Annotated in this window: 25 protein-coding genes and 1 pseudogene; 9 read left to right on the top strand and 17 right to left on the bottom strand. The window is 69.1% G+C overall.

Annotation, left to right across the window (positions count from 1 at the left end):
* Positions 1–90: 90 nt before the first annotated feature.
* The 4 genes from VE172_RS10820 to VE172_RS10805 all read left to right on the top strand — a co-directional run bounded on the left by VE172_RS10820 (position 91) and on the right by VE172_RS10805 (position 3,096).
* Positions 91–906: a CPBP family intramembrane glutamic endopeptidase gene (locus VE172_RS10820; protein WP_324801081.1), complete on the top strand. Its 816-nt coding sequence runs from the start codon at positions 91–93 to the stop codon at positions 904–906.
* 40 nt (positions 907–946) lie between these two features.
* The gene (locus tag VE172_RS10815; RefSeq protein ID WP_324801078.1) at positions 947–1,900 is read left to right on the top strand and encodes an RNA polymerase subunit sigma-70; all 954 of its coding nucleotides are present in this window, start codon (positions 947–949) and stop codon (positions 1,898–1,900) included.
* Positions 1,901–1,963: 63 nt separating this feature from the next.
* Positions 1,964–2,572 carry a maleylpyruvate isomerase family mycothiol-dependent enzyme gene (locus VE172_RS10810; RefSeq protein ID WP_324801075.1) on the top strand — a complete coding sequence of 203 codons (609 nt, stop codon included), beginning with the start codon at positions 1,964–1,966 and terminating at the stop codon, positions 2,570–2,572.
* A complete protein-coding gene (locus tag VE172_RS10805; protein ID WP_324801073.1) occupies positions 2,569–3,096 on the top strand; it encodes a hypothetical protein in 528 nt (175 codons plus the stop codon). Before VE172_RS10810 ends, VE172_RS10805 begins: the two co-directional genes overlap by 4 nt.
* A gap of 2 nt (positions 3,097–3,098) precedes the next feature.
* Here the strand turns inward: VE172_RS10805 and VE172_RS10800 are convergent, their stop codons facing one another.
* Positions 3,099–3,452 (bottom strand): ArsR/SmtB family transcription factor, encoded by a 354-nt coding sequence (locus VE172_RS10800; RefSeq protein ID WP_324801070.1) that lies wholly within the window; start codon positions 3,450–3,452, stop codon positions 3,099–3,101.
* 110 nt (positions 3,453–3,562) lie between these two features.
* Here VE172_RS10800 and VE172_RS10795 point away from each other — a divergent pair, with 110 nt between their 5' ends.
* The 4 genes from VE172_RS10795 to VE172_RS10780 are packed head-to-tail and all read left to right on the top strand — an operon-like array spanning position 3,563 to position 7,163.
* Positions 3,563–4,693: an NADH:flavin oxidoreductase/NADH oxidase gene (locus tag VE172_RS10795; RefSeq protein WP_324801067.1), complete on the top strand. Its 1,131-nt coding sequence runs from the start codon at positions 3,563–3,565 to the stop codon at positions 4,691–4,693.
* Positions 4,694–4,703: 10 nt separating this feature from the next.
* Complete coding sequence (locus VE172_RS10790; protein ID WP_324801064.1) at positions 4,704–5,288, top strand: MFS transporter; 585 nt, start codon at positions 4,704–4,706, stop codon at positions 5,286–5,288.
* 59 nt (positions 5,289–5,347) lie between these two features.
* Positions 5,348–6,865 carry an MFS transporter gene (locus tag VE172_RS10785; protein ID WP_324801061.1) on the top strand — a complete coding sequence of 506 codons (1,518 nt, stop codon included), beginning with the start codon at positions 5,348–5,350 and terminating at the stop codon, positions 6,863–6,865.
* Complete coding sequence (locus VE172_RS10780; protein ID WP_324801057.1) at positions 6,858–7,163, top strand: DUF4190 domain-containing protein; 306 nt, start codon at positions 6,858–6,860, stop codon at positions 7,161–7,163. Before VE172_RS10785 ends, VE172_RS10780 begins: the two co-directional genes overlap by 8 nt.
* Positions 7,164–7,205: 42 nt before the next feature.
* Here VE172_RS10780 and VE172_RS10775 read toward each other — a convergent pair whose 3' ends face one another.
* From VE172_RS10775 to VE172_RS10745, 7 genes are all read right to left on the bottom strand, one after another.
* Positions 7,206–9,038: an ABC transporter substrate-binding protein gene (locus tag VE172_RS10775; RefSeq protein ID WP_324801055.1), complete on the bottom strand. Its 1,833-nt coding sequence runs from the start codon at positions 9,036–9,038 to the stop codon at positions 7,206–7,208.
* Positions 9,035–9,238: a hypothetical protein gene (locus tag VE172_RS10770; protein WP_324801052.1), complete on the bottom strand. Its 204-nt coding sequence runs from the start codon at positions 9,236–9,238 to the stop codon at positions 9,035–9,037. The genes VE172_RS10775 and VE172_RS10770 overlap by 4 nt, the downstream gene beginning before the upstream one ends.
* Positions 9,239–9,241: 3 nt before the next feature.
* Positions 9,242–10,246, bottom strand: coding sequence for an ABC transporter ATP-binding protein (locus VE172_RS10765; RefSeq protein ID WP_324801050.1), 1,005 nt, complete (start codon positions 10,244–10,246; stop codon positions 9,242–9,244).
* A complete protein-coding gene (locus VE172_RS10760) occupies positions 10,243–11,280 on the bottom strand; it encodes an ABC transporter ATP-binding protein (protein ID WP_324801047.1) in 1,038 nt (345 codons plus the stop codon). Before VE172_RS10760 ends, VE172_RS10765 begins: the two co-directional genes overlap by 4 nt.
* 3 nt (positions 11,281–11,283) lie before the next feature.
* The gene (locus VE172_RS10755; RefSeq protein ID WP_324801044.1) at positions 11,284–12,156 is read right to left on the bottom strand and encodes an ABC transporter permease; all 873 of its coding nucleotides are present in this window, start codon (positions 12,154–12,156) and stop codon (positions 11,284–11,286) included.
* Positions 12,157–12,160: 4 nt separating this feature from the next.
* A complete protein-coding gene (locus VE172_RS10750; protein WP_324801042.1) occupies positions 12,161–13,150 on the bottom strand; it encodes an ABC transporter permease in 990 nt (329 codons plus the stop codon).
* A 409-nt stretch (positions 13,151–13,559) separates the two neighbouring features.
* Positions 13,560–14,090 (bottom strand): DUF4245 domain-containing protein, encoded by a 531-nt coding sequence (locus VE172_RS10745; protein WP_324801040.1) that lies wholly within the window; start codon positions 14,088–14,090, stop codon positions 13,560–13,562.
* 116 nt (positions 14,091–14,206) lie between these two features.
* Here VE172_RS10745 and glpX point away from each other — a divergent pair, with 116 nt between their 5' ends.
* A complete protein-coding gene (gene glpX, locus VE172_RS10740; RefSeq protein ID WP_324801037.1) occupies positions 14,207–15,232 on the top strand; it encodes a class II fructose-bisphosphatase in 1,026 nt (341 codons plus the stop codon).
* Here glpX and VE172_RS10735 read toward each other — a convergent pair.
* From VE172_RS10735 to VE172_RS10695, 9 genes and pseudogenes are all read right to left on the bottom strand, one after another.
* The gene (locus VE172_RS10735) at positions 15,229–16,200 is read right to left on the bottom strand and encodes an NAD(P)/FAD-dependent oxidoreductase (protein ID WP_324801035.1); all 972 of its coding nucleotides are present in this window, start codon (positions 16,198–16,200) and stop codon (positions 15,229–15,231) included. The two genes, glpX and VE172_RS10735, sit on opposite strands and share 4 nt — an antisense overlap.
* 73 nt (positions 16,201–16,273) lie before the next feature.
* Positions 16,274–16,939, bottom strand: a complete 666-nt coding sequence (locus VE172_RS10730; protein ID WP_324801032.1) for an aggregation-promoting factor C-terminal-like domain-containing protein — start codon at positions 16,937–16,939, stop codon at positions 16,274–16,276.
* Between the two features lie 277 nt (positions 16,940–17,216).
* Positions 17,217–17,894 carry an aggregation-promoting factor C-terminal-like domain-containing protein gene (locus VE172_RS10725; protein WP_324801030.1) on the bottom strand — a complete coding sequence of 226 codons (678 nt, stop codon included), beginning with the start codon at positions 17,892–17,894 and terminating at the stop codon, positions 17,217–17,219.
* 211 nt (positions 17,895–18,105) lie between these two features.
* Positions 18,106–18,870: an isoprenyl transferase gene (locus tag VE172_RS10720; RefSeq protein ID WP_324801116.1), complete on the bottom strand. Its 765-nt coding sequence runs from the start codon at positions 18,868–18,870 to the stop codon at positions 18,106–18,108.
* A gap of 190 nt (positions 18,871–19,060) precedes the next feature.
* Positions 19,061–19,618: a hypothetical protein gene (locus VE172_RS10715; protein ID WP_324801028.1), complete on the bottom strand. Its 558-nt coding sequence runs from the start codon at positions 19,616–19,618 to the stop codon at positions 19,061–19,063.
* A 168-nt stretch (positions 19,619–19,786) separates the two neighbouring features.
* Positions 19,787–19,978, bottom strand: a pseudogene (locus tag VE172_RS10710) (hypothetical protein); the annotation flags it as partial.
* 17 nt (positions 19,979–19,995) lie between these two features.
* Entirely contained in the window at positions 19,996–20,682 is a 687-nt protein-coding gene (locus VE172_RS10705; protein ID WP_324801022.1) for a uracil-DNA glycosylase, read from the bottom strand.
* A gap of 11 nt (positions 20,683–20,693) precedes the next feature.
* A complete protein-coding gene (gene ilvA, locus VE172_RS10700) occupies positions 20,694–21,917 on the bottom strand; it encodes a threonine ammonia-lyase (RefSeq protein WP_324801019.1) in 1,224 nt (407 codons plus the stop codon).
* A gap of 27 nt (positions 21,918–21,944) precedes the next feature.
* The coding region (locus VE172_RS10695; RefSeq protein WP_324801016.1) for a GreA/GreB family elongation factor at positions 21,945–22,314 on the bottom strand (370 nt) is incomplete at its 5' end.

Here is a 22,314-nt window from a genome sequence, read left to right as displayed (position 1 = left end):
GCCACGGTTTCGCGGATCCCTTGCCGAGCAGGCTCACGGTGTCAGCGCCATGTCAGGGCGGTGTCCGCCGAAACGGCGATCCTCGACGACATGCGAACCACACCCGAACTCCCACCCACCACAAGAGACGACCGGCCGAGCGGGATCGCCGCGCGTCTGTTGGCCGACCGCCACTCGCTGCCGCTGTCGATCGCGCTGCACCTGATCCCCGGAGTCCTGATCGTCGCCGCGTATCTGCTCATCGCCGAGCCGTTCGTCGCCTCCCTCGGCTACCCGTCGTTCCTGGGCTGGGCGATCGCCATGGGCATCGCGCTGGTGCCATTCGAGCTGGGCCTGCTGCTGTGGCTGGGTCGCCGCCGCAACGGACGGTTCTCGCTGCGCGGCGTCATCGGCTTCACGGGCAGGCCGACGACACGCGGGAGGCTCGTCGCGATCGTCGCCGCGCTCATCGTCTGGTTCCTGGTGGTGTCGACGGCGCTGACCGTCCTGGACAGCCGCGTCTACGCATGGTTCTTCACGTGGGTGCCGTTCGAGGGCGCGGGCGGCAGCGCCACCGCGTACCTCGACAACTACCCGCACGCGGTCATGGTCGCCACGCTGGCGGCGTGCATTCCGTTGACGGGACTGTCGTACCCGATCATCGAGGAGCTGTACTTCCGCGGCTTCCTGCTGCCCCGCCTTGCCCGGCTCGGGAACTGGGCACCCGTCGTCAACACCGTCCTGTTCTCCATCTACCACCTGTGGTCGCCGTGGGTGATCGTGTCGCGGGTGATCTTCTTCCTGCCCGGTCCCTGGCTGGTGTGGCACAGGAAGGACCTGCGCCTGTCGATCGGGATGCACGCGGGAACCACCTTTCTCATGCAGACGGTCGGCACCCTCGCCCTGGTACTCAACGTCCTCCCGTGACACCCCTCGGGTGCACAATGTCCGCGGAGGTGACCGGATCATGGCGTCAGTGCCGTCGGTGGAGTTGGAAGAGCTGCGCGGCCCGTTGACGCGGTACTGCTATCGGATGCTCGGGTCCGCCGCCGACACCGACGACGCGGTGCAGGAGACGATGATCAAGGCGGCCCGCAGCGACACGTTCGACGCGGCGCGGGGGACGGTCAGCGCGTGGGTGTATCGCATCGCCACCAACGTGTGCATCGACATGCTGCGGGGGGCGAAGCGGCGGGCGCTGGCGATGGACCTGGGCCCCGCCAGTGAGGACGGCGCGCTGGGGACGCCGTTGGCCGCGGAGCGGTGGGTGGAGCCGATGCCCGATCGGCGGCTGTTCGCCGCGGCCGACCCGGCCGATGTGCTGCTGGAGCGGGAGACGGTCCGCCTGGCGTTCGTGGCCCTGCTGCAACGGTTGCCGCCGCGGCAGCGGGCGGTACTGGTGCTGCGGGACGTGCTCGGCTTCTCGGCGCGGGACGCCGCCGAGGTGCTGGATGCCACGGTGGCGTCGGTGAACAGCGCCCTGCAGCGGGGCCGGGCGGTGCTGGAGGCGGACCGCCCCGCGCCCGGCGACGTGTTCGATCCCGGCGACGACGCGCAGCGGGAACTGTTGCGGCGGTATGTGACCGCGTTCGAGTCGCACGACGTGGCGGAGATGACGGCGGTGTTGTGCGACGACGCGACGACCTCGATGCCGCCGTTCGCGTGGTGGCTGCGCGGCGGGGAGACGATCGCGGCGCTCATGACGTCGAGCGACGCGTGCGCGGGCGATCGCCTGCTGCCGACGGTGGTGAACGGCGTGCCCGGGTTCGGCCAGTACCGCCCCGACGCGCGGGGACGGCCGCGGCCGTTCGCGATCATCGCGGTGGAGCCGCGCGGCGGTCGCGTCGGGCAGATCGTCACCTTCCTGGGCAGCGGGGACCGCTTCGCCGAATTCGGGCTGCCCGTCGATCCCGACCGATGAGTTTCCGCGCGGCCGTTCGTATCAGGGGTGACGATGGAACGGACCAGGGAAGGACATCACGTCATGGCAGGCACCGATCCTCGCATCGCCGAGGAGACCTTCGCCGAGCGCGAGCGGCTGGCGGGGTTGTTCGCCGACCTCGGCGCGCCGCAGTGGGCGGCCGATTCGCTGTGTGACGGCTGGCGGGTGCGGGAGGTTCTCGCGCACATGACCATGCCGTTTCGCTTGTCGGGCTTGGGATTCCTGGGCGGGATGCTGCGCTCGGGTTTCCGCTTCAACCGCTTCGCCGACCGCGACGCCCGCGCGGCCACCGCGCGACTCGGCGACCGTGACCTGGCGGAACTGTACGGCGCCAACGTCCGCCACCCGTGGCAGCCGCCGGGCGGCGGCCAGGCGGGGGCGCTGTCGCACGAGGTGATCCACGGGCTGGACATCACCGAGCCGCTGGGGCTCGAGGGACCGCCGCCGGAGCGGATCGGGCTGGTGCTGGCGTCGGCGGGCGGGCGCAATCTCGCGTTCTTCGGCGTCGACCTGGCCGGGAAGCGCCTGGAGGCCACCGATGTCGATGCCGCGATCGGGGACGGACGGACGCATCGCATGACGGCGCGGCGGTTGTTGCTGGTGGTGACGGGTCGCGTCCCGCTGGATGCGTCCACTGGGGAGGATTCGTGACCACGAAGGCGCAACTGCGCAAGGCCGCGTCGGCGATGCCCGAGGCCGAGGAGGGTACCCACTTCGGCATGGTGGCGTTTTCGGTGGCGGGCAAGGGTTTCGCGTCGGTCACCAAGGACGGCTGGGTTCAGCTTCGGTTGCCCGAGGCGGCCGTCGCCGACGCCGTCGAGCGCCAGCCCGGGGCGGAGCGGCTGCGCCGCGGCGGCGCCACGATCGGGCTGCGGGTGCGGCTGGCCGACATCAACGGCGTGGCGCTCAACGCCCTGGTGGCCGAGGCATGGAAACACCGCGCCCCCGCACGGCTCACCGCCGCGATCGCCGAGTCGGCGGCGTCCGACGGGGACCTGCCGAGCGCGATCGGCCGGCCCGCCACCCGCGCGCTGCACGCCGCGGGAGTGTCCACGCTCGACGAAGCCGCCGGGTGGACGCGGGGCCGGCTGTTGGATCTGCACGGCGTGGGACCCAAGGCGGTGCGGATCCTCGACGAGGAGCTCGCTCGCCGCGGAAGGTCCCTTCGCGACTGAGATCAGCGGTGGTGTGGTCCGCCGTGGAGGCATTCGTCGGCGGCGCCGAGGATCGCGTCCAAGAGTCCGGGGAAGCGGGCGTCGAGGTCGGCGCGGCGCAGCGCGTTGAGCTTGGCGGTGCCCTGGTAGCGCTGGCGGATCACGCCCGCCTCGCGCAGGACGCGGCAGTGGTGGGTGGTGGTCGACTTGCTGACCTCCAGGTCCATCACCGAGCAGGAGGTCTCGTCGCCCAGGGTGTCGAGCAGGCGGGCGATCTGGAGCCTGCTGGGGTCGGACAGCGCGTGGAGCACCGCCCCCAGGTGGATGTCCTCGCGGGCGGGGTGGGTGAGGTCGCGGGCGGTCTCGGGTCGGGTCATGGCGGGCACCTCCTTTCCAGGTCCGCAATAGTACTACATGCTTCGTAGTACGATGTTCGTCGTGATACGTTAATCATCGTACTAATCGACGCCCCTTGAGGAGCCGCGCCATGAGCGCCCTGTTCGAACCGATCACCCTGCGATCCCTCACCATCCCCAACCGCGTGTGGATGGCCCCGATGTGCCAGTACTCCGCCGCCGACTCCGGCCCCGACATCGGCGCGCCCACCGACTGGCACCTCCAGCACCTGGCCAGCCGCGCCGTGGGCGGCACCGGACTGGTGATGACCGAGGCGACCGCCGTGTCGTCACACGGCCGGATCAGCCCCGGCGACCTGGGACTGTGGACGAAGCGCCAGCAGGAGGCGCACGCGCGGATCGCGCGATTCGTGTCCGAGGCGGGGGCCGTCCCCGCCGTCCAGTTGGCCCACGCCGGGCGCAAGGCCGCCACCAGCCAGCCGTGGCGCGGCGACCGCCCGCTCACCGCCGCTGAGGGCGGCTGGACGCCGCAGGGCCCCAGCGCCCTGGCGTACGACGCGGATTTCCTTGTCCCCCACGAGTTGTCGACCGCCGAGATCCGCGGCATCGTGGACGAATTCGCCGCCGCGGCCCGCCGCGCGCTGGCGGCCGGGTACCGGGTCGCCGAGGTGCACGGCGCGCACGGCTACCTGATTCACAACTTCCTGTCCCCGCACAGCAACCACCGCACCGACGCCTACGGCGGGTCCTTCGACAACCGCGCCCGGCTCGCCCTCGAGGTGGTGGACGCGGTGCGCGCGGTGTGGCCCGCGGAGCTGCCGGTGTTCTTCCGGGCCTCGTCCACCGACTGGGTCGCCGAGAACGCCGACGACCCGCGCGAGGGCTGGGGCCCCGACGACACGGTGCGGCTGGCCGGACGGCTCGCGGAGCACGGCGTCGACCTGCTGGACGTCTCCAGTGGAGGAAACGTCCCGGGCGTGACGGTCCCGGTCGGGCCCGGCTACCAGGTGCCGATGGCCGCGCGGGTGAGGCGGGAGACCGGCCTGCCCGTGGCCGCCGTCGGCGAGATCACCCAGCCGCGCCAGGCCGAGGGCGTCGTCGCCGACGGCGAGGCCGACGCGGTGTTGCTCGGCCGCGAGCTGCTGCGCGATCCCTATTGGGCGCTGCACGCCGCCCGCGAGCTCGGCGACGCGATCTCCTGGCCCCGCCAGTACCTCAGGGCCGCCCGTCGGCCGCGCGCCGCCGCCGCCTCGGTGGTCTAATCTTGCGGCCATGCAGCCCGCCCCCGCCAGCCCCGAATATCCGCTATGGACGATCATCGGCCCGGGCCTCGCGGCCCTGACCGGCGCGTACCTGTTCACCGCCGACCTGGGCGCCACCGGCCGGTCCTGGATCGTCGATCTGCACGCCCCGCAGTCGCTGTTCCTCTCCGGGATCATCGCCGCGGTGGTCGCGGCCGCCGCCGGGGCCGCCGCCGGGTTCCTGGGGCGCCGGATCCCGATAGCGGTCGCGGTGCCGGGCGTGGTCGCCATGGGCCTCGGCTCGCTGGCCGTCGGCCTGTGCCCCAACGCGGTCGTCCTCATCGTCGGCAAGCTGCTGATCGGAGTCGGGGCGGGGCTGGCGTGGGCCGTGTCCGTCGCGATGGCACTGTCCACTGGGGCATCCGGTCGCGCCGTCACGGCGGTGCTCGCGGGCGCGGGCGTCGCGGTGGCGGTGCTGGCGCCGTTCATCTCCGGCGTCGTCTCCACGACGATGAGCTGGCGGCTGGGATATTTCCTCGCCCTGCTGCCCCTCGGCATCGCTGTGGTGGGAAGCATCGCGATCGCCGCGAGCCCGCGCCCGCCCCGCACGAATTGACGACTATGACCGTGTAGACCGCCGGTGTCCGTTAGATTCGGCATCGGGAGGTCGATCGGATGTCCGAACAGGCGGTACCGGAACGGGTCGAGCACTGGTGGGAGCGGTTCCTGGCCCGACGGGGCAGCGCCCTGACCGAAAAGGACGTCACGGTCGTCGAGGCGCCCCAGCTGCGGCGCGCCACCGCCGCCGCCGCCATCGGCAACTGCATGGAGTGGTACGACTTCGGCGTCTACAGCTACCTGGCCGCCACCATCGGCGCCGTGTTCTACCCGGGCGGCAACCCCGCCACCCAGCTGCTGGCCTCCTTCGCCACCTTCGCGGCGGCGTTCCTGGTGCGCCCGCTGGGCGGGCTGTTCTTCGGGCCGCTGGGCGACCGCATCGGGCGCACCAAGGTGCTGGCCACCACGATGCTGGTGATGGCGGTGGGCACCTTCGCCATCGGGATCATCCCGTCCTACCGCGCCATCGGCATCGCCGCCCCCATCCTGCTGCTGTTGGCGCGGCTGGTGCAGGGCTTCTCCACCGGCGGCGAGTACGGCGGCGCCAGCACCTTCACCGCCGAGTACGCCCCGGACCGGCGCCGCGGGTTCTTCTGCAGCTTCCTGGACTTCGGCACCTTCATCGGTTACGCCATCGGCTCCGGCGTCGTCACGATCATGACGATGCTGCTGAGCCACGACGCCATGCTCAGCTGGGGCTGGCGGATCCCGTTCCTGGTGGCCGGGCCGATGGGCGCCATCGGCCTCTACATTCGACTCAAACTGGAGGACACCCCGGCCTTCAAGACCCAGCTCGACGAGCATCAGGGCAATCTGGACGTTCACCAGAAGTCCGGCGCCCGGCTGCTGCGCGACACCCTCGCCCACTACTGGCGCCCGCTGCTGGTGTGCGTCGGGCTGGTGCTGCTGTACAACGTCACCAACTACATGGTCACGTCCTACCTGCCCACCTATCTCACCAAGGAGATGCACCGCTCGGACGGCTTCGCCGACGCGCTGATCCTGATGGCCATGCTGTTCGTGGTCGCCACCATCACCTTCGTGGGGCGCGCCTGTGACCACTTCGGACGAAGAAAGCTGTTCGCGCTGGGCGCCATCGCGCAGATCGCGGTGGCGATACCGTGCTTCCTGCTGATCGCCGCCGGAGGCACCGCCGCGCCCCTGGTGGGCGTCGTCGTGCTCGCCGCCGTGCTGGCCTGCTACGCCGGAACCTCGGCGGCGACCCTGCCCGCGCTGTTTCCCACCCACATCCGCTACACCGCGATGGCCGTCGGGTTCAACGTGTCGGTGTCGGCGTTCGGCGGCACCACCCCTCTGTTCACCCAGGCGCTGGTGTCGTCCACACACGACTCGATGATCCCGGCGTACTACCTGATGGTGTCGGGCGCCATCGGCCTGGTGGCCGTGGCGTTCCTGCCCGAGACCGCGGGGCTGCCGCTGGCCGAGGCGCCGCCCCAGGTGGCGTCCGTCGCCGAGGCCCGGGCGCTGGTGCGGTTCACCAAGCGCATCATGGCGCGCCTGCGCGAGCTGCGCGCCGAACGTCGTGCCGTTCTGAGGGGAGAAAGCGATGTCTGATTCCGAAACCACTCACGAGCCGTCCCGGCCGCCGGTCCGCGAGATGAACGCGATGGCGATCGCGTCGTTCGTGGTGTCGCTGGTGGGTCTGTGCAATCCACTGGGGATTCTCGGGCTGATCTTCGGCTACGTGGCCAAGCGGCAGATCCGCGACCGCGGCAACGCCGGCGGCGGGCTGGCCACGGCCGGGATCGTGCTGGGATGGGTCTCCCTGATCGGGTTCATCCTGCTCATCGTCTTCGCCGCGGCCGGGGCCTTCGGCTCCTGGCTGGGCTGGGTCAACGACCACAACAACTGACGAACGCGGGCGGGAGCCGCTCGGCCCCCGCCCGCGCCAGTGCTACTTGTTGGGCTGGAGCTTTCCGGTCAGCATCGCCATGGCGATGGGGTTGTCCGCGTACGGCGAGTTCTTGTAGATCGGGTCGTCGCCGGCCGGGAACTTCTTGACGCGGCCGTCCGAGCCCTCCTTGACGGGGCTGTTGGACAGCCGCTCGCAGATCGGGACGATCGGCAGCAGCTCGTTGAACACCAGCGCGACCTTGGTGATGTTCTTCTTCTGCTCGTCCTCGTTGAGGCCCTGGCCCGCCTTGTTGGTGAGCTCCTCCAGGTCCACCTCGCCGAAGGCGTCGGTCTTCACCTTCAGGTCGAAGGCCATCCCGTCGCCACCGTTGTTCTTGGCGATCGGGGTGTTGTGGGTGAACAGGTCGGCCACGAACGCGAAGTGCGGGTGCGGGTGCTGCGAGGAACCCCAGGTCTGGATACCCAACTGCCAGTTGCCCTTGTCGATCTCGGGGTTGTAGGTCGTGGACTCCACGTCCTTGTGGTCGAGATCGAAGCCGAAGTCGTTGAGCTGGTCGACGAGGCTCTCCCCGGCGCCCGACCAGTCGGCGTAGTCACCGGGCCATTTGACCGTCCACTTGGCGGGCTTGCCCTCCTTGGTGGTCCACTTGCCGCCCTTCTTCTTCCAGCCCGCCTGCTTCAGCAGGTCCTCGGCCTTCTTGGTGTCGTGCTCGTACTTGTCGAGTTTGGCCTGGTCCGCGTCGGACAGCCAGTCGGGCACCTGAATGTCGCTGAAGCCGCACATGTACTTCACGGCGGGGCCGGACTTGGCCAGCGCGACGTAACCGGCGTCCTTGCGGTTGACGGCGTGCGCGATGGCGCGGCGCACCCGCACGTCCTTGAACTCCGGGACCTCCTTGAAGTTGAAGAACAGCGCCGGGCCCGAGTATGTCGGAGGACGGACGATGCGCAGGCCGAGGCTGCGCTGCTTCTTCTCCTGCTGCGGGCTGAAGCCGTGCGAGGCGTAGTCCACCGAACCGTTTTCCACCAGCGGCTCGATCTGCGGGGTCTCACCCCAGTGGACCGTGATGTGGTCGAACTTGATCTTGTCCGCGGCGAAGCCGTTCTTGGCCTTGGTGAGGATCAGGTTCGAGGCCCCGTAGTCCTTGGCCTCCAGGGTGAACGGACCCGAGGTGATCAGCTTGGACGGACGGAAGTCGGAGAGCTTCTTGCTGAGCGCCGACGCCTCCTTGGACGTCTGCGACTTTCCGGCCTTGATCAGGTCGGCCGCCTCATCGGCGAAGTCGCTGTACTTCTTGCCCTTGCCGTCGGTGGCGTGCGACGCGATGACGTTGGTGCGCAGGATGTAGCGGTCGATGACGGCCTCGGGGCTGTGCAGCTTCACCGTGATGGTGTGGTCGTCGGGGGCGGAGATGTCGGAGATCGACGCCCACATCGGGTTGCTGCGGATCCAGCACAGCCGGAAGGTGGTGAGGTAGTCGTCCGCGGTGATCGGCTTGCCGTCGCTCCACTTGAGATTCTTGCGGATCTTCATGGTGAAGGTGTTGGACTTCTTGTCCAGCTCGCCGCTCTCGGCCAGCAGGTACTCCCACTTCTTGGCGTCCCAGTACCAGTAGCCCGAGGGAAGACACAGGATGTCCATGTACAGGCCGGTCAGGAACAGCTCCGGGATCGGGGCGTACGGGAACCCCGAGAGGTTGAACGAACCGCCGTCGGCCTTCTTGATGTACGGATAGCCACCGTCGAATCCACCCTTGTCCTTGACCGCGCCGTCGGCCTTGCAGGCGGCCAGCCCGCCGAGGCCCGCGGCCCCGGCGGCGCCGAGCCCGATGGCTTGAAAAAGTCGACGCCGCGACAGATCGATGTCTTTCATTGATTCTCCTTGGAGGGACGGTCCTTCCGGCTCAGCCGGATCAGGACCACGGTGAGTGCGAGGGCCGCCAGGCCGATCGCGAGGGCAAAAAACGAGATGACGTGTTCGGGCGTGCCGGACGAGGTGGAGGCGACCGCCAGCAGCGAGCCGACGATGACGAACGCCGCCAGTTGCAGGACGACGCGTCCCACCAGGAGCATGGCTCATTCCCCCCTGGCGGCGTCGACGGTCTCGGACACCACGTGGCAGGCCACCTCGCGTCCGGCATCCACGAAGGACAGATTGGGTTCCACTGTGTCGCAGTCACCGGGTCGGTAGAGCGGGCAGCGGGGATGGAACGTGCATCCGGTGGGCAGGTCGGTCAGACTCGGAATGTCCACCTTGGATACACCGGAGTCGTGCGCCAGCCGCTGTTCGGGATCGATCTCCGGAACCGCGGCCAGCAGCGCCTTGGTGTAGGGGTGCTGCGGGTTGGCGATCACGTCGGCGGTGGGGCCGAACTCCACCACCCGGCCCAGGTACATCACGGCGATGTTTCCGCCGGTGCCGAAGTAGCGCGCGATCGCCAGGTCGTGGGTGATGAACACGAACCCGACGTTCAGCTCGGTACGCAGCCGGGTCAGGGTACGCAGCACGCCGACCCGGATGGACACGTCCAACATGGACGTCGCCTCGTCGGCCACGATGAGCTTCGGTTGGAGGCTCAGGGAACGGGCCACCGCGACGCGTTGCCGCTGGCCCCCCGACATCTGGTGCGGATACTTCGGCAGGAACTTGTCGGCCGGGGTGAGGTCGACGCGCTCCAACAGGGCCGCCGCCTGGGCCCAGGCCTCCTTCTTGTTCTTGGCCAGGCCGTGCTTGCGCAGCGGCGCCGCCAGGGTGCCGTACACCGAACGGATCGGGTTCAGCGAGGCGTACGGGTCCTGGTGGACGAATTGGACGGACTTGCGATAGTCCTTGCGCGCGGCCGAATCCAGCTTCGTGATGTCGCGGCCGTTGAACTCCACGGTGCCCTCCGAGGGCGGGGCCAGGCCCGCGGCCATCCGCGCCGTGGTGGTCTTGCCGCAGCCCGACTCCCCGACCAGGCACAGCACGTCGCCGGCGTTGACCTCCAGGGACACGTCGCGGACGGCGGGAACCTTGCCGCGCTTGGTATCGAAGACCTGCGACACGTTCTTCAACGCGATCAGGGGCGCTTCGTCGGTCATTTCGACACCTCCGGGTCGTGCAGCCGCACCGCGTCCCAGCGCAGGCACGCCGCCGCGTGGTCCATGCCGCCTCCGCGACCGGTCACCGATTCCAGGCCGGGTTCGGCCTCGGCGCATTCGTCCACCGCCCACGCGCAGCGCTGCCGGAAGGTGCAGCCGGCGGGCAGGTCGGCCAGATCCGGTGGCGTGCCGGGGATCGAGATCGGCTCCTCCGCCCCGGCGTGCACCGGCGGCACCGCCCTGATCAGGCCCACCGTGTACGGGTGGCGCGGGTCGGTGAAGGTGTCGGCCACGGTGCCGGTCTCGATGACCCGGCCGGCGTACATGGTGCACACCCGGTCGGCCAGCTCGCTGGCCAGCGGCAGGTCGTGCGACACGAAGATCATCGCGAAGCCCAGCTCGGCGCGCAGCTCGTGCAGCATGTCCACGATGGCGCGCTGGGTGAGCAGGTCGAGGGCCGTGGTGGGTTCGTCCAGCACCAGGATGCGGGGCTCCAGCAGCAGGCTCAGCGCGATCAGCACCCGCTGCCGCATGCCGCCCGACAGCTCGTGCGGGTAGGACGGCAGCACCCGCGCCGGGTCGAGCCGCACCGACTCCAGGACGGCCGCGGCCCGGTCGTACACGTCCTTCTTGGAGGGCTTGGAATCCGCGTGGGCCCGCATGGTGTCGGCGAACTGGTCGTAGATCTTCAGCACCGGGTTGAAGGCGTTCATGGCGCCCTGGAAGACCATCGCCACCTCGCTCCACCTCCAGCCGCGCAGAGCCCTGCCGTTCAGACCCAGGACGTCGGTCTCGGTGCCGTCGGCGCCGCGGTAGGTGACGCTGCCGCCAGTCACCCGGCCCAGTTTGGGAAGCAGCCGCAGCAGACTCAGCGCCAGTGTGGACTTTCCGCAGCCGGACTCGCCGACCAGGGCCAGCGACTGCCGCTCGTACAGCTCCAGGTCGATGCCCCGGATGACGTGGGCGGTCTGCCCGGCGCCGGTGCGGTAGTCGACACGCAGGTCATTCACGGACAGGATCGGTTTGTCGTTCACCGCTCATCCTTCCTGGAGCCGAGGGTTGAAGACCTCTTCCAGCGACCGGCTCAGCATCACCAGTCCCAATTGGAGCAAGGCGATCATGATGACCGGGCCGAGCATGTACATCATGGTGTCCGGCAGGTCGATGGCGCCGTACTTCCACGCCAGGCGGATCATGATTCCCCAGTTGATGCCCGACATCGGGGCCAGACCGAGGATGTACAGACCCACCAGGGCGAAGATCGCCTTGGTGACGGCGATGATGAAGTTGATCAGGATGTAGCCGGCCATGTTGGGCACGATCTCGGTGAAGACGATGCGCCCGGTGCCCAGGTCCAGCAGCCGGGCGGCTTCCACGAACTCGCGTTCCCGCAGCGACAGCACCTGCGCCCGGATCGACCGCATCAGGATCGGCCATTCCAGCAGGCCGATGATGATGGCCAGCGCCGTGGGCGACTCGATCTCGAAGAACGCGCCGAGCACCGCCAGCAGCACGATCTGCGGGATCGTCATGACGATGTCGGTGAACTGCAACAGGAACGCGTCGGTGCGACCCCGCAGGTACGCGCCGAGCGAACCCAGTGCCACCGCGATCACGGTGGTGATGAGCGCGGCGCCCACACCCACCCACAGGACGGTGCGGCCGCCGACGACGATCTGGTCCCACACGTCGCGCCCGGTGTTGTCGGTTCCCAGCCAGTGCTCGGCGCTGGGGCCGGTGGACAGGTCGCGCACGTTTTGGTGGACGTCGGGCACGAACAGCGGCCCCAGCACGGCCAGGCCCACGATCAGGGCCACCAGGATGAACCCGGCGACTCCGCTCTTGCTGCGGGTCAGGCGATACAGCATGCCTCGGCTGGCGGCGCCGGGGGTCGGGGTCAGCGCGGTCAACGGTTCACCTCTTTCCTGCGGTGCGGATGCGCGGGTCGAGCAGCCCGTACGTCAGGTCGGCCAGCAGGTTCGCCAGGATCACCACGATCGTGATGATGAGCAGGATCCCCTGCACCAGCGAGTAGTCGCGCGAGTTGATCGCGGCGTAGAGCGTGCCGCCGATGCCGTCGTAGTTGAAGATGTACTCCACGAAGATGGCGCCGCCGACGACGAATCCGGCCTGGGTGGCGATCTGCGCCACCAGCGGCAGCACGGCGTTGCGGCCCACGTACATCGAGCCGATCCGGCGGCCGCCGAGGCCGCGGGCCCGGGCCACCATGACGAAGTCCTCCTCCAGGGTCTGAACCGTGGACGCCTTCATGATCAGCGCCCAGGTGCCGACGGTGGTGAGGAAGTAGATGAGCATCGGCAGCGCGGCGTGGTAGACCGCGTCGCCAAAGAAGGTGGCGTTGAAGCCGATCTCGACGCCGTCGGTGTGGGTGCCGCGGACGTCGGCGATGTCGAACAGCCCCAGCTGGGTGCTGCCGATCGCCACCACCAGCAGGGCGAGCAGGTAGTTGGGGATGGCGTACAGGGTGGACCCGATCGCCGAGGAGAGGTTGTCGAGGATGCCGCCGCGCCGGTAGGCCATCGCCATTCCCAGCAGCAGGCCGACGGCCACCGAAATCACCAGCGCACCGCCGACGCTGAATATGGTCCACGGCAGGTGCTGGCCGATGTTGCCCATGACGCTCACATGCGCGAGCGTTTTACCGAAGTCGAGATGCGCCACGCCCCACAGATAATCGAGATATTGCTTCCACAATGGCTCGTTGGGGTCGAAGGTGTAGAGCGAGGCGGCCTGGGCGGCGGCCTCCCGGTACGGGGTTCCGTTGGAGGTGAGCTTGCCGATGTAGACCTCGACGGGGTTGCCCGGCAGCAGCCGCAGCAGGAAGAACACCACCGTGGCGACGATGTAGATCGAGAACAGGGCGCGGACGATACGTCTGAGCACGTAGCTTCGCCACAGGAATAGCAACGGCGCTAGCAACTGGGATCGTTGTCGCGGCTGTGCCGCGGTTTCGGCGTCCGTCGTGACCATGCCACCTCGATTCGATTCTCGCCGTGACCAGCGTCTCGTTTGGCATGAACCTACTTCACGACCACCGGGTTGGGAACCGCGGTGAGATCACGAATTAGCAACATCCGCAATCTTTCAAGCCTTTTAGCCGCAATGGTTAACGAACGGTTACTCGAATCCGGACATGGAAACATAAAAGTGTCTTTACTGCGAGCTCTCGCAATTATGGGCCGCGGCGCGACTAAATCATCCACAGCGGATGGTCCGGTGATCGGGGGCGCGGAGCGGCACCGAGCGCGCACGAAGACCGCGCGTTCGGTGCGGATTGTTGATCGCAGGGCGCTCACTTGAGCGCGCGGGCCAGGCTCCCCAGCTCGTCCACAGAGGCGTCACCGTGCACGATGATGGTCAGATCGTCGGTCGAATACACCAGCGCGTTGTTGCCGTCGACGGTGATGTAGGTCTTCCAGTCGGGATACTTAGTGGACAACACGCCGGTCTCCTTCGGCGCCTTGCCGAGCTCCTCGCCGATCAGCCGCTTGGCGGGGCCGTCGCTCTCGATGAGCTGCGCGCCCGCCTCGTCGGGGGTGTAGAAGCCCACCCGCAGCGTCACCGCGCCGCCCGACTGGTTGACGTCCTGGCTGATCGGCACCCAATCGTCGCCCAACCCGCTGGGCTCGCGCACGTCCAGCCCGGCGCCGGACGCCTCGTCGTAGGACGGCCGCGGGTCGATCGGGCTGGCGTCGGTGCCGCCCGTCAGGAAGCGCCAGCCCAGAAAGATCACCGCGATCGGCACCAGCAGCACCGCCAGGGACAGCAGCATGTCCCGGGGACGGCGGGGTGTGGCGGGTTTCCGGCCGGTCGCGGCGCTCATGCGTCCATCGTCGCCGATGCCCGCCGGCCCGCCGCCACCGACCCGCCTCGGCGTGACGCGGCCCGGGTTTGCCAAGATGCGACTCAAGCACGCCCGGTATAAGGAGGCATCACGCTATGTCGGCCAACCCATCTGAGAACGCACGGACCACCGAAGAACTCGACCGCAACCTCGGCCTGGACCTGGTGCGGGTCACCGAGGCCGCCGCGATGGCCGCGGGCCGCTGGGTCGGCCGCGGCGACAAGGAGGGCGGGGACGGCGCCGCCGTCGACGCGATGCGCCAGCTCATCAACTCGGTGCCGATGAGCGGCACCGTCGTCATCGGCGAGGGCGAGAAGGACCACGCGCCGATGCTGTACAACGGCGAATCCGTCGGCGACGGCACCGGCCCCGGCGTCGACGTGGCCGTCGACCCGATCGACGGCACCACCCTGATGGCCAAGGGCATGCCCAACGCCCTGGCCGTGCTGGCCGTGGCCGAGCGCGGCGCCATGTTCGACCCCTCCGCGGTCTTCTACATGGAGAAGCTGGCGGTCGGCCCCCAGTGCGCCCACGTCATCGACATCACCGCGCCCGTGGCCGAGAACCTGCGGCGGATCGCCGCGGCCAAACACGGCGCCGTCTCCGACGTCACGGTGTGCATTCTGGACCGTCCCCGGCACGAGGGCCTGGTACGCGAGGTGCGCGACACCGGCGCCCGGATCCAGTTCATCTCGGACGGCGACGTGGCCGGCGCGATCTCGGCGGCCCGCGAGCAAAGCGACGTCGACGTCCTGATGGGCATCGGCGGCACCCCCGAGGGCATCATCACCGCGGTGGCGCTGACCTGCCTGGGCGGCGCGATGCAGGCCCGGCTGTGGCCCAAGGACGACGCCGAGCGCGCCAAGGCCATCGACGCCGGGCACGATCTGGACCGGGTGCTGACGACCGAGGACCTCGTCACCGGGGAGAACATGTTCTTCTGCGCCACGGGCGTGACGTCCGGGGATTTGTTGCGCGGCGTGCGATATCAACGCGGCGGCGCCTATACGCAATCCATCGTCATGCGATCGAAGTCGGGAACCACCCGCATCATCGATTCCTACCATCGACTGGAAAAGCTCCGCAGCTATTCCATGGTGGACTTCGACGGCACCCTTTAACCATTCTCGCTTGAATGCCCCGGGAATATATGGGCGTCGGGATTGATCGCCACCGCCGCGTTGTTGACGGCGGTGGCGGCCTCGCCGAAACCCGTGGCGATCAGCCGCACCTTTCCGGGGTACTCGGCGATGTCGCCGGCGGCGAACACCCGGGGCAGGTTCGTGGCCGTCGTGGTGTCGGTGCGGATGTGCCGCTTGTCGAGCTCGAGCCCCCACTCGGTGAGCGGCCCCAGGTCCGCGGTGAAGCCGAGCGCGGCGATCACCGCGTCGGCGGGGTAGCGGCGCTCGGAATCCTCGCCCTTGACGGCGATCTCGACGCCGTCGACGCGTCCGTCGCCGAGGATCCGCGTCACCTGGGCGTTGACGACGATGGGCACGCCGAGGCCGCGCACCCGCTCCACGCTGCCCGGGTGGGCGCGAAACCGCTCGCGGCGGTGCACCAGCGTGACGCTGCGGGCGATGGGGTGCAGGGCCAGCGCCCAGTCGAAGGCGGAGTCGCCGCCGCCGACCACCACCACGTCCTGTCCCGAGTGGACGGCGAGCTCGGGTACGAAGTACACCACGCCCTCGCCGCCGAACGCGTCGGCCGCGGGCAGCGGCCGCGAGGAGAAGCTCCCCAGCCCGCCGGTGATGATGACCGATCCGCACTCCAGCCGCGTCCCGTCCGAAAACCCCAGCACCGGCCTGTCGTCGACGTACTCCAGGGTCTCGGCGCGGGTGCCCAGCAGATACCGGGGCTCGAAGGTCGCGGCCTGCCGCACCAGGTTGTCCACCAGGTCGCGGCCCCGGATCTCGGGGAAGCCCGCCACGTCGAAGATCAGCTTCTCGGGGTACATCGCCGTGATCTGCCCGCCCGGCTCGGGCAGCGCGTCGGCCACCACGGTCGACAGTCCCCGAAAGCCCGCGTAATACGCGGCGAACAGGCCCGTCGGCCCGGCCCCGATGATCGCGAGATCGACCGTATCCATGAACACACCACCGCCACTGTCGAGCTTCGACGTCCGTCGACCTCAACCGTAGCGGTGGTGTGGAGTGGTTGGTCTAGTACCAACCCGTGTCTTCGGAGTGCTGCCAGGCACCGCAGGGATTGCTGTAGCGACCGGAAATGTACTGCAGGCCCCACTTGGACTGGGTGCTCGGGTTGTCCTGCCAGTCGTCGCCCGCCGACGCCATCTTGTCTCCGGGCAGCGCCTGGGGGATGCCGTAGGCCCCCGATCCGTTGGAGGCGTGGACGTTCCAGCCGCTCTCCTTGTTCCACAGCTTGTCCAGGCACGGCATCTGGTCGAGGCCGAAGCCGGCGTCCAGCATCCGCGCGCAGCCGACGGCGCGGTTACCGCCGTACTCCTTGCAGCTGTCGGGAATCGGGCCGACGTCGACGCTGCCGCCGCCGCTTTCCTTCTTCTTCTTGGCGTCTTCCTTGGCCTTGGCGTAGCTGTGGTCGAGCGCCTTGGCCTGGTCGGTCGCGATGTCGGCGAGCGAGTCGGCCTTCTGGCCGGCGTCCTGGGACGCGGCGGTCTGGGCGTACCTGGCGTGCCAGTCGCGGGCGGCTTCCTGCTGTTGATTGTCGTCACGCAGGTCGTCCGCGGCCAGCTCGTGAGTCTTGTGGGCCGGGGTGGTGCCGTTCTCGGTCAGTCCGAGGTGGACGCCGATGGCGACTCCGGCCAGCAGCAGCAGAACCGCGAAGGCTCGGCATGCCAGCTTAGTCAAACGGGGAACCACTCGCGCAGTTTCCTTCCGCAGGCAACAGGGTCAGCGGCGCCGGGCGCGACGCCGGAACCACCCTGCCCGACGCGGGCCGGGATTGCAATCCGGCGACGTTCACTGAAAGAGCGCCGCCGGACACCATACCGCATATCGCGCTCCAGGTCGCGCCCCACGAAACCCGTGTAACGCACCCGAAAGCGCGCCGCGCCCGTCGACCCGGAATTCACCCGAGCGGACGATGCGCGGCGCGCCGAACGTGCCGAGGCGGACGAAAACGCCCCTAGTAGTAGTTATTGGCCTGCCAGAAGCTCCACGCCGAGCACGGGTCTCCGTAGCGGTCGGCGATGTAGCCCAGGCCCCAGTCGATCTGGGTGGCCGGGTTCGACTCCCAGTCCCCGCCGGAGGTGGACATCTTCGAACCGGGCAGCGCCTGCGGGATGCCGTAGGCGCCGGAGGGGTTGGCCGCCGAGGGGTTCCAGCCGCTCTCGCGGTTCCACATCGGGACCAGGCAGCTCATCTGGCCGGTGCCGAAGCCGAAGTCGTCGAGCTTCTGGCAGGCGATGAGCTGGTTGCCGGAGTAGTCGCCGCAGCCGGCCGGGATGGCGGGCTTCTTCGGCTGGGTCGGCTTGGTCTCCTTGGGTTTGGGTTTGTTCTCCTGCTTCGGCTCGTCCTTCGAGGTCGTGTCGGAGGGGCTCGGCAACGGACGCTGCTTGTAGCGGTCCGCGTCCGGCTCCGGCCCTCCGAAGTCCCTTTCGGACGCGGCGGGTTTGGTGTGAGGGGTGTCGGACCCGACCGTCACGCCGGCCCACACGCCGCCGATCATCACCAGGACCAGCGCGCCCAACAGACCGAGTCGCAGTCCCAGCGACCAGTTGCGGATCGATCGCCGACGGTGATTGCGGGGTGTGTCTTCGGTTCCGGTTTCGGGCTCGCGGTCTTCGGGGGAGCTGTCGCTCACTGTCAGTCCTCTTCGCTCGTCGAACACTGTCGATGCCCTGACCGGCGGTTTTTTGGGGGCGCCGGCGGGCACGGCAGCGAACCCTGCCAGCGGAAAACCCGCAGCGACAAGGGCTGAGCACGAAGTAACGAGGCCAAACCACCGGGACGGTGGATTTTGTGTGACGCGTGTGAATCAGGAGGTGAGCAGGTCCACAGCAACCTAACGGCGTTCAGGCGCCGTAGCGGCGTTGCCGTCCGGCGTACGAACGCAGGGCGCGCAGGAAGTCGACCCGGCGGAAGTCGGGCCAGTTCATGTCGCAGAAGTAGAACTCGGAGTACGCCGACTGCCACAGCAGGAAGCCCGACAGCCGCTGCTCGCCGCTGGTGCGGATCAGCAGGTCGGGGGCGGGCTGGCCGTGGAGATAGAGGTGCTTGGCGATGTGGCCCTCTTCGATCAGGTCGGCGACCTCGTCGAGGGTCTTGCCGCCGCGGGCGTACTCCTGGAGCAGGGAGCGCACCGCGTCGGCGATCTCGCGGTGGCCGCCGTAGCAGATCGCCAGGTTGATGACGGCCCCGCCGGTGCGGCCCGAGGTGCGCTCGGCGGCGTCCTTGATGGCCGTGGCGTGGTGGGCGGGCAGGAGGTCAAGGGCGCCAACGGTTCTCAGCTCCCAGGGCTGACCGTCGGCGGCGAGTTCCACGGCGAGGTCCTCGATGATCTGCAGCAGCGGGTCGAGCTCGGCGGCGGGTCGGGAGAGGTTCTCGGTGGACAGCAGCCACACGGTGACGTGGCCGACGCCCATCTCGTCGCACCAGTGCAGGAGGCGCTTGATGTGTTCGGCGCCGACCCGGTGGCCGTCGTTGGGGTTGACGAAGCCCATCTCCCTGGCCCAGCGGCGATTGCCGTCGACCATGACGCCCACGTGTTTGGGTAGCGGTTTGTCGACCAGTTGAGCCGCAAGCCGTTTTTCGTACACCCGGTACAACAGATCACGCATCGCCACGCGGGTTAGCCTACCGCTCGGCGCGGGGGCTGGTCGGCGCCCGTTGCGGGGGCGAAACCCCACGTCGCGGGGCTCGCGATCGGTGCTTCACGCGTATGGTTGCGTCGGCCTCGCACTCCCCTCCGGGTCCGAGGCCGACGCCTCCACTGTGGGTCCCCACCTCGCGGCGTGGGCGTGCCGCACGTCAGGTGATCTCCGGGCCCTTGCGACGCAATTCGTCCACGCCCGACATCGCCGAGCGCAGCTCGGCCAGCCAGGAGTCGGCGTGCTCGCCCACCAACCGCACACACCAGGCCAATGCGTCCGACCTCGATCGTGCGACACCGGAGTCCACGAGGGTGTCCAGTACCCGACGCTCGGGCTGACGGAGTCGCGACATCACGGGGATCGTCTGATGGGTGAACACGATGCGAGTCGAGCCGCACGCCGCACCCCAGCTGGCGCGGCGCTGGTATCGGTGCTGGATCTGTTGGGAGATCTGGACTCGGGAGTCTCTGGTGGCCTCGCGGAAGCGGCTGATCCGCGCCTCTTCGGCGGCGGCCCGGTCGGCCTCGGTGGCGTCGGGCTCGTGGATCGGCTCCTCGAGGTTGCCGATGATGATCAGCTCGTCGCGGTCGGCGGAGACCTCGGGGATGTCGACGAACCAGTCGTCCGGCACCCGCCCGGCGATCCAGGACGCGGCGTCGTCGGCGTGCGGAACGTCGGCGTAGCGCCAGCTACCGGTGTTGTCCTTGGGATGCATCTCCCACCTCCCACAGCGCGAATCGTCTGATAACCATGCAACGTCGTAGTGTCACTTACAACATTACATCATTGTGTTCGCAACGGCGTATCGGGCATCAAAAAATCCCCCGTGCGGACGCACGAGGGATTCTTCGGTCGGAAACGCTCAGTCGTTGCCGTCGCCCTTGGCCGACTCCGACCCCGGCGGGGGCGGGAACTCGGCGGGCAGGCGTTTGATGCGCTTGTTCATGTTGCGGATCAGCAGCACGGTCACCACGGCGAGCACCACGATGATGAACAACCCGGTGGGCCCCGCCAGGCCGTCGCTGACAGTGTCGCCGAAGTTGTTCTGGCCCTTGTCGGCGAGTATCTCGATCACGGGATCAACGGTACGCGCTAGTCCTGCGGCGACGGCAGCCGCCAGTTCACCCCGGCGGAGCCCTGCGGCTTCAGCAGTTCGTTGGCGCGGCTGAAGGGCCGCGAGCCGAAGAAGCCGCTACGCGCCGACATCGGGCTCGGGTGCGCCGACTCCACGCACGGCACGTCGCCCAGCAGCGGCCGCAGGTTGCGGGCGTCGCGCCCCCACAGGATCGCCACCAGCGGCCCGCCGCGCTCGGCCAGCGCCTTGATCGCCTGCTCGGTCACCGCCTCCCAGCCCTTGCCGCGGTGCGAGGCGGGGCGGCCGGGCGCCACGGTGAGGCTCCGGTTGAGCAGCAGGACGCCCTCGCGGGTCCACGGCGTGAGATCCCCGTTGGTGGGCAAGGGATAGCCGAGATCCTCGCGGTACTCGTTGAAGATGTTCACGAGGCTCTTGGGGATCGGGCGCACCTCGGGCGCCACCGCGAAGCTGAGCCCGATCGCGTGTCCCGGCGTGGGGTAGGGGTCCTGGCCGACGATGAGGACGCGAACGTCGGCGAAGGGCTGCTTGAAGGCCCGCAGCACGTTCTCGCCCGCGGGTAGATAGGTGCGCCCGGCGTTCACCTCCTCGCGGAGGAACTCCCCCATCGCGGCGATCCGATCCGCCACCGGTCGCAATGCCTTGGCCCATCCCGGGTCCAGCTGTTCTTCCAACGCTTTGGCCACGGATGGAAATCCTAGTGGCCGCCCGCCTCCCGCAGCGTCAAGGTGTAGCCCGCGTCCCGCAGGGCGGACAACAGATGCGCGGCGTGGTCGTCGCCGCGGGTCTCCACCGACAGCGCCACCGAGACCTCGCCGACCCGCAGCTTCGGGTCGTGGCGCTGATGCATGACGTCGACGACGTTGCCGCCGCGCTCGGCGATCAGGCCCAGCATGGAGGCCAGCACGCCGGGGCGGTCGGCACAGCGCACGGTGCAGCGCAGGAAGCGCCCGGTGACGGACAGGCCGTGTTCGATGAGCCGCAACAACAGCAGCGGGTCGATGTTGCCGCCCGACAGCAGCGCCACCACCGGCGGCTCGGCGTCCAGCACGCCCGCCAGCAGGGCGGCGGCTCCGACGGCCCCGGCCGGTTCCACCAGGAGCTTGTTGCGCTCCAACAGGACCAGGACGGCGCGCGATATGTCCTCATCGGACACGGTGGCGACCGAGTCCACCAGCGCGGCCACGTGCGGGAAGGTGATGTCGCCGGGCTTGCCCACCTTGATGCCGTCGGCGATGGTCGCGTACGACGGCAGCCGCACCGGGCGCCCGGCCTTCAGCGAGGGCGGGAAGGCCGCGGCACCGGCCGCCTGCACCCCGATCACCTTGACGTCGGGCCGCAGAGCCTTGCACACCACGCCGATCCCGGAGATCAGGCCGCCCCCGCCGACACCGGCCACAATGGTCTTCACCTCGGGGCACTGCTCGAGGATCTCCAGCGCCACCGTGCCCTGGCCGGCGATCACGTCGGGGTGGTCGAAGGGGTGGATGAACACCGCGCCGGTGCGCCGCGCGAAGTCCCGCGCCGCCTCCAGGCATTCGTCCACTGTGTCGCCGATGAGCTCGACGTGGGCGCCGTAGCCCCGGGTGGCGGCCACCTTGGGCAGCGGGGCGCCCGCGGGCATGAAGACGGTCGCCTTGGCGCCCAACGCGGCCGCAGCCACGGCCACGCCCTGGGCGTGGTTGCCGGCGCTGGCGGCCACGACGCCGCGGGCCCGCTCCTCGCTCGACAACCGCGCGATCCGCACGTACGCGCCGCGCACCTTGTACGCCCCGGCGCGCTGCACGTTCTCGCACTTGAGGAAGACCGGGCCCGGCACGTTCTCCATGCCGCGCGCGGGTTCCATCGGCGTCACGCGCGTGACCCCGGACAGCGCCTTGCGCGCGGCGTACACCTCGTCGACGGTGACAAGCGACGTCATGGACGAGATCATGCCACCTTCGCGATCTCAGCCCTCGAACTGCTCCAGCTTCGTGATCTTGACCTTGAGATCCACGCCGGACGGGGCGGTGTAGGAGACCGTGTCGCCCTCGGAGTGGCCCAGGATGGCCGCGCCCAGCGCGGACTCCGGGCTGTACACGGTCAGGTCGGTGGTCGCGGAGATCTCGCGCGAGCCCAGCAGGAAGGTCTCGGTGTCGTCCGGGTCGTCGTCGAAGGCCACGGTCACCACGCTGCCGGCCCCCACCTCGCGGGCGGCGGGCGCCTCGCCGACGTGGGCGTTGCGCAGGAAGTCCTCGAGGTAGCGAATCCGGGCCTCGACCTTGCCCTGCTCCTCCTTGGCGGCGTGGTAGCCGCCGTTCTCCCGCAGGTCGCCCTCT

It is taken from the genome of Stackebrandtia sp., assembly GCF_035643755.1.
Taxonomy (GTDB): Bacteria; Actinomycetota; Actinomycetes; order Mycobacteriales; family Micromonosporaceae; genus Stackebrandtia.
Note: the sequence above shows the minus strand (reverse complement) of the source record. Positions and strands in the feature narration are given on the sequence as shown.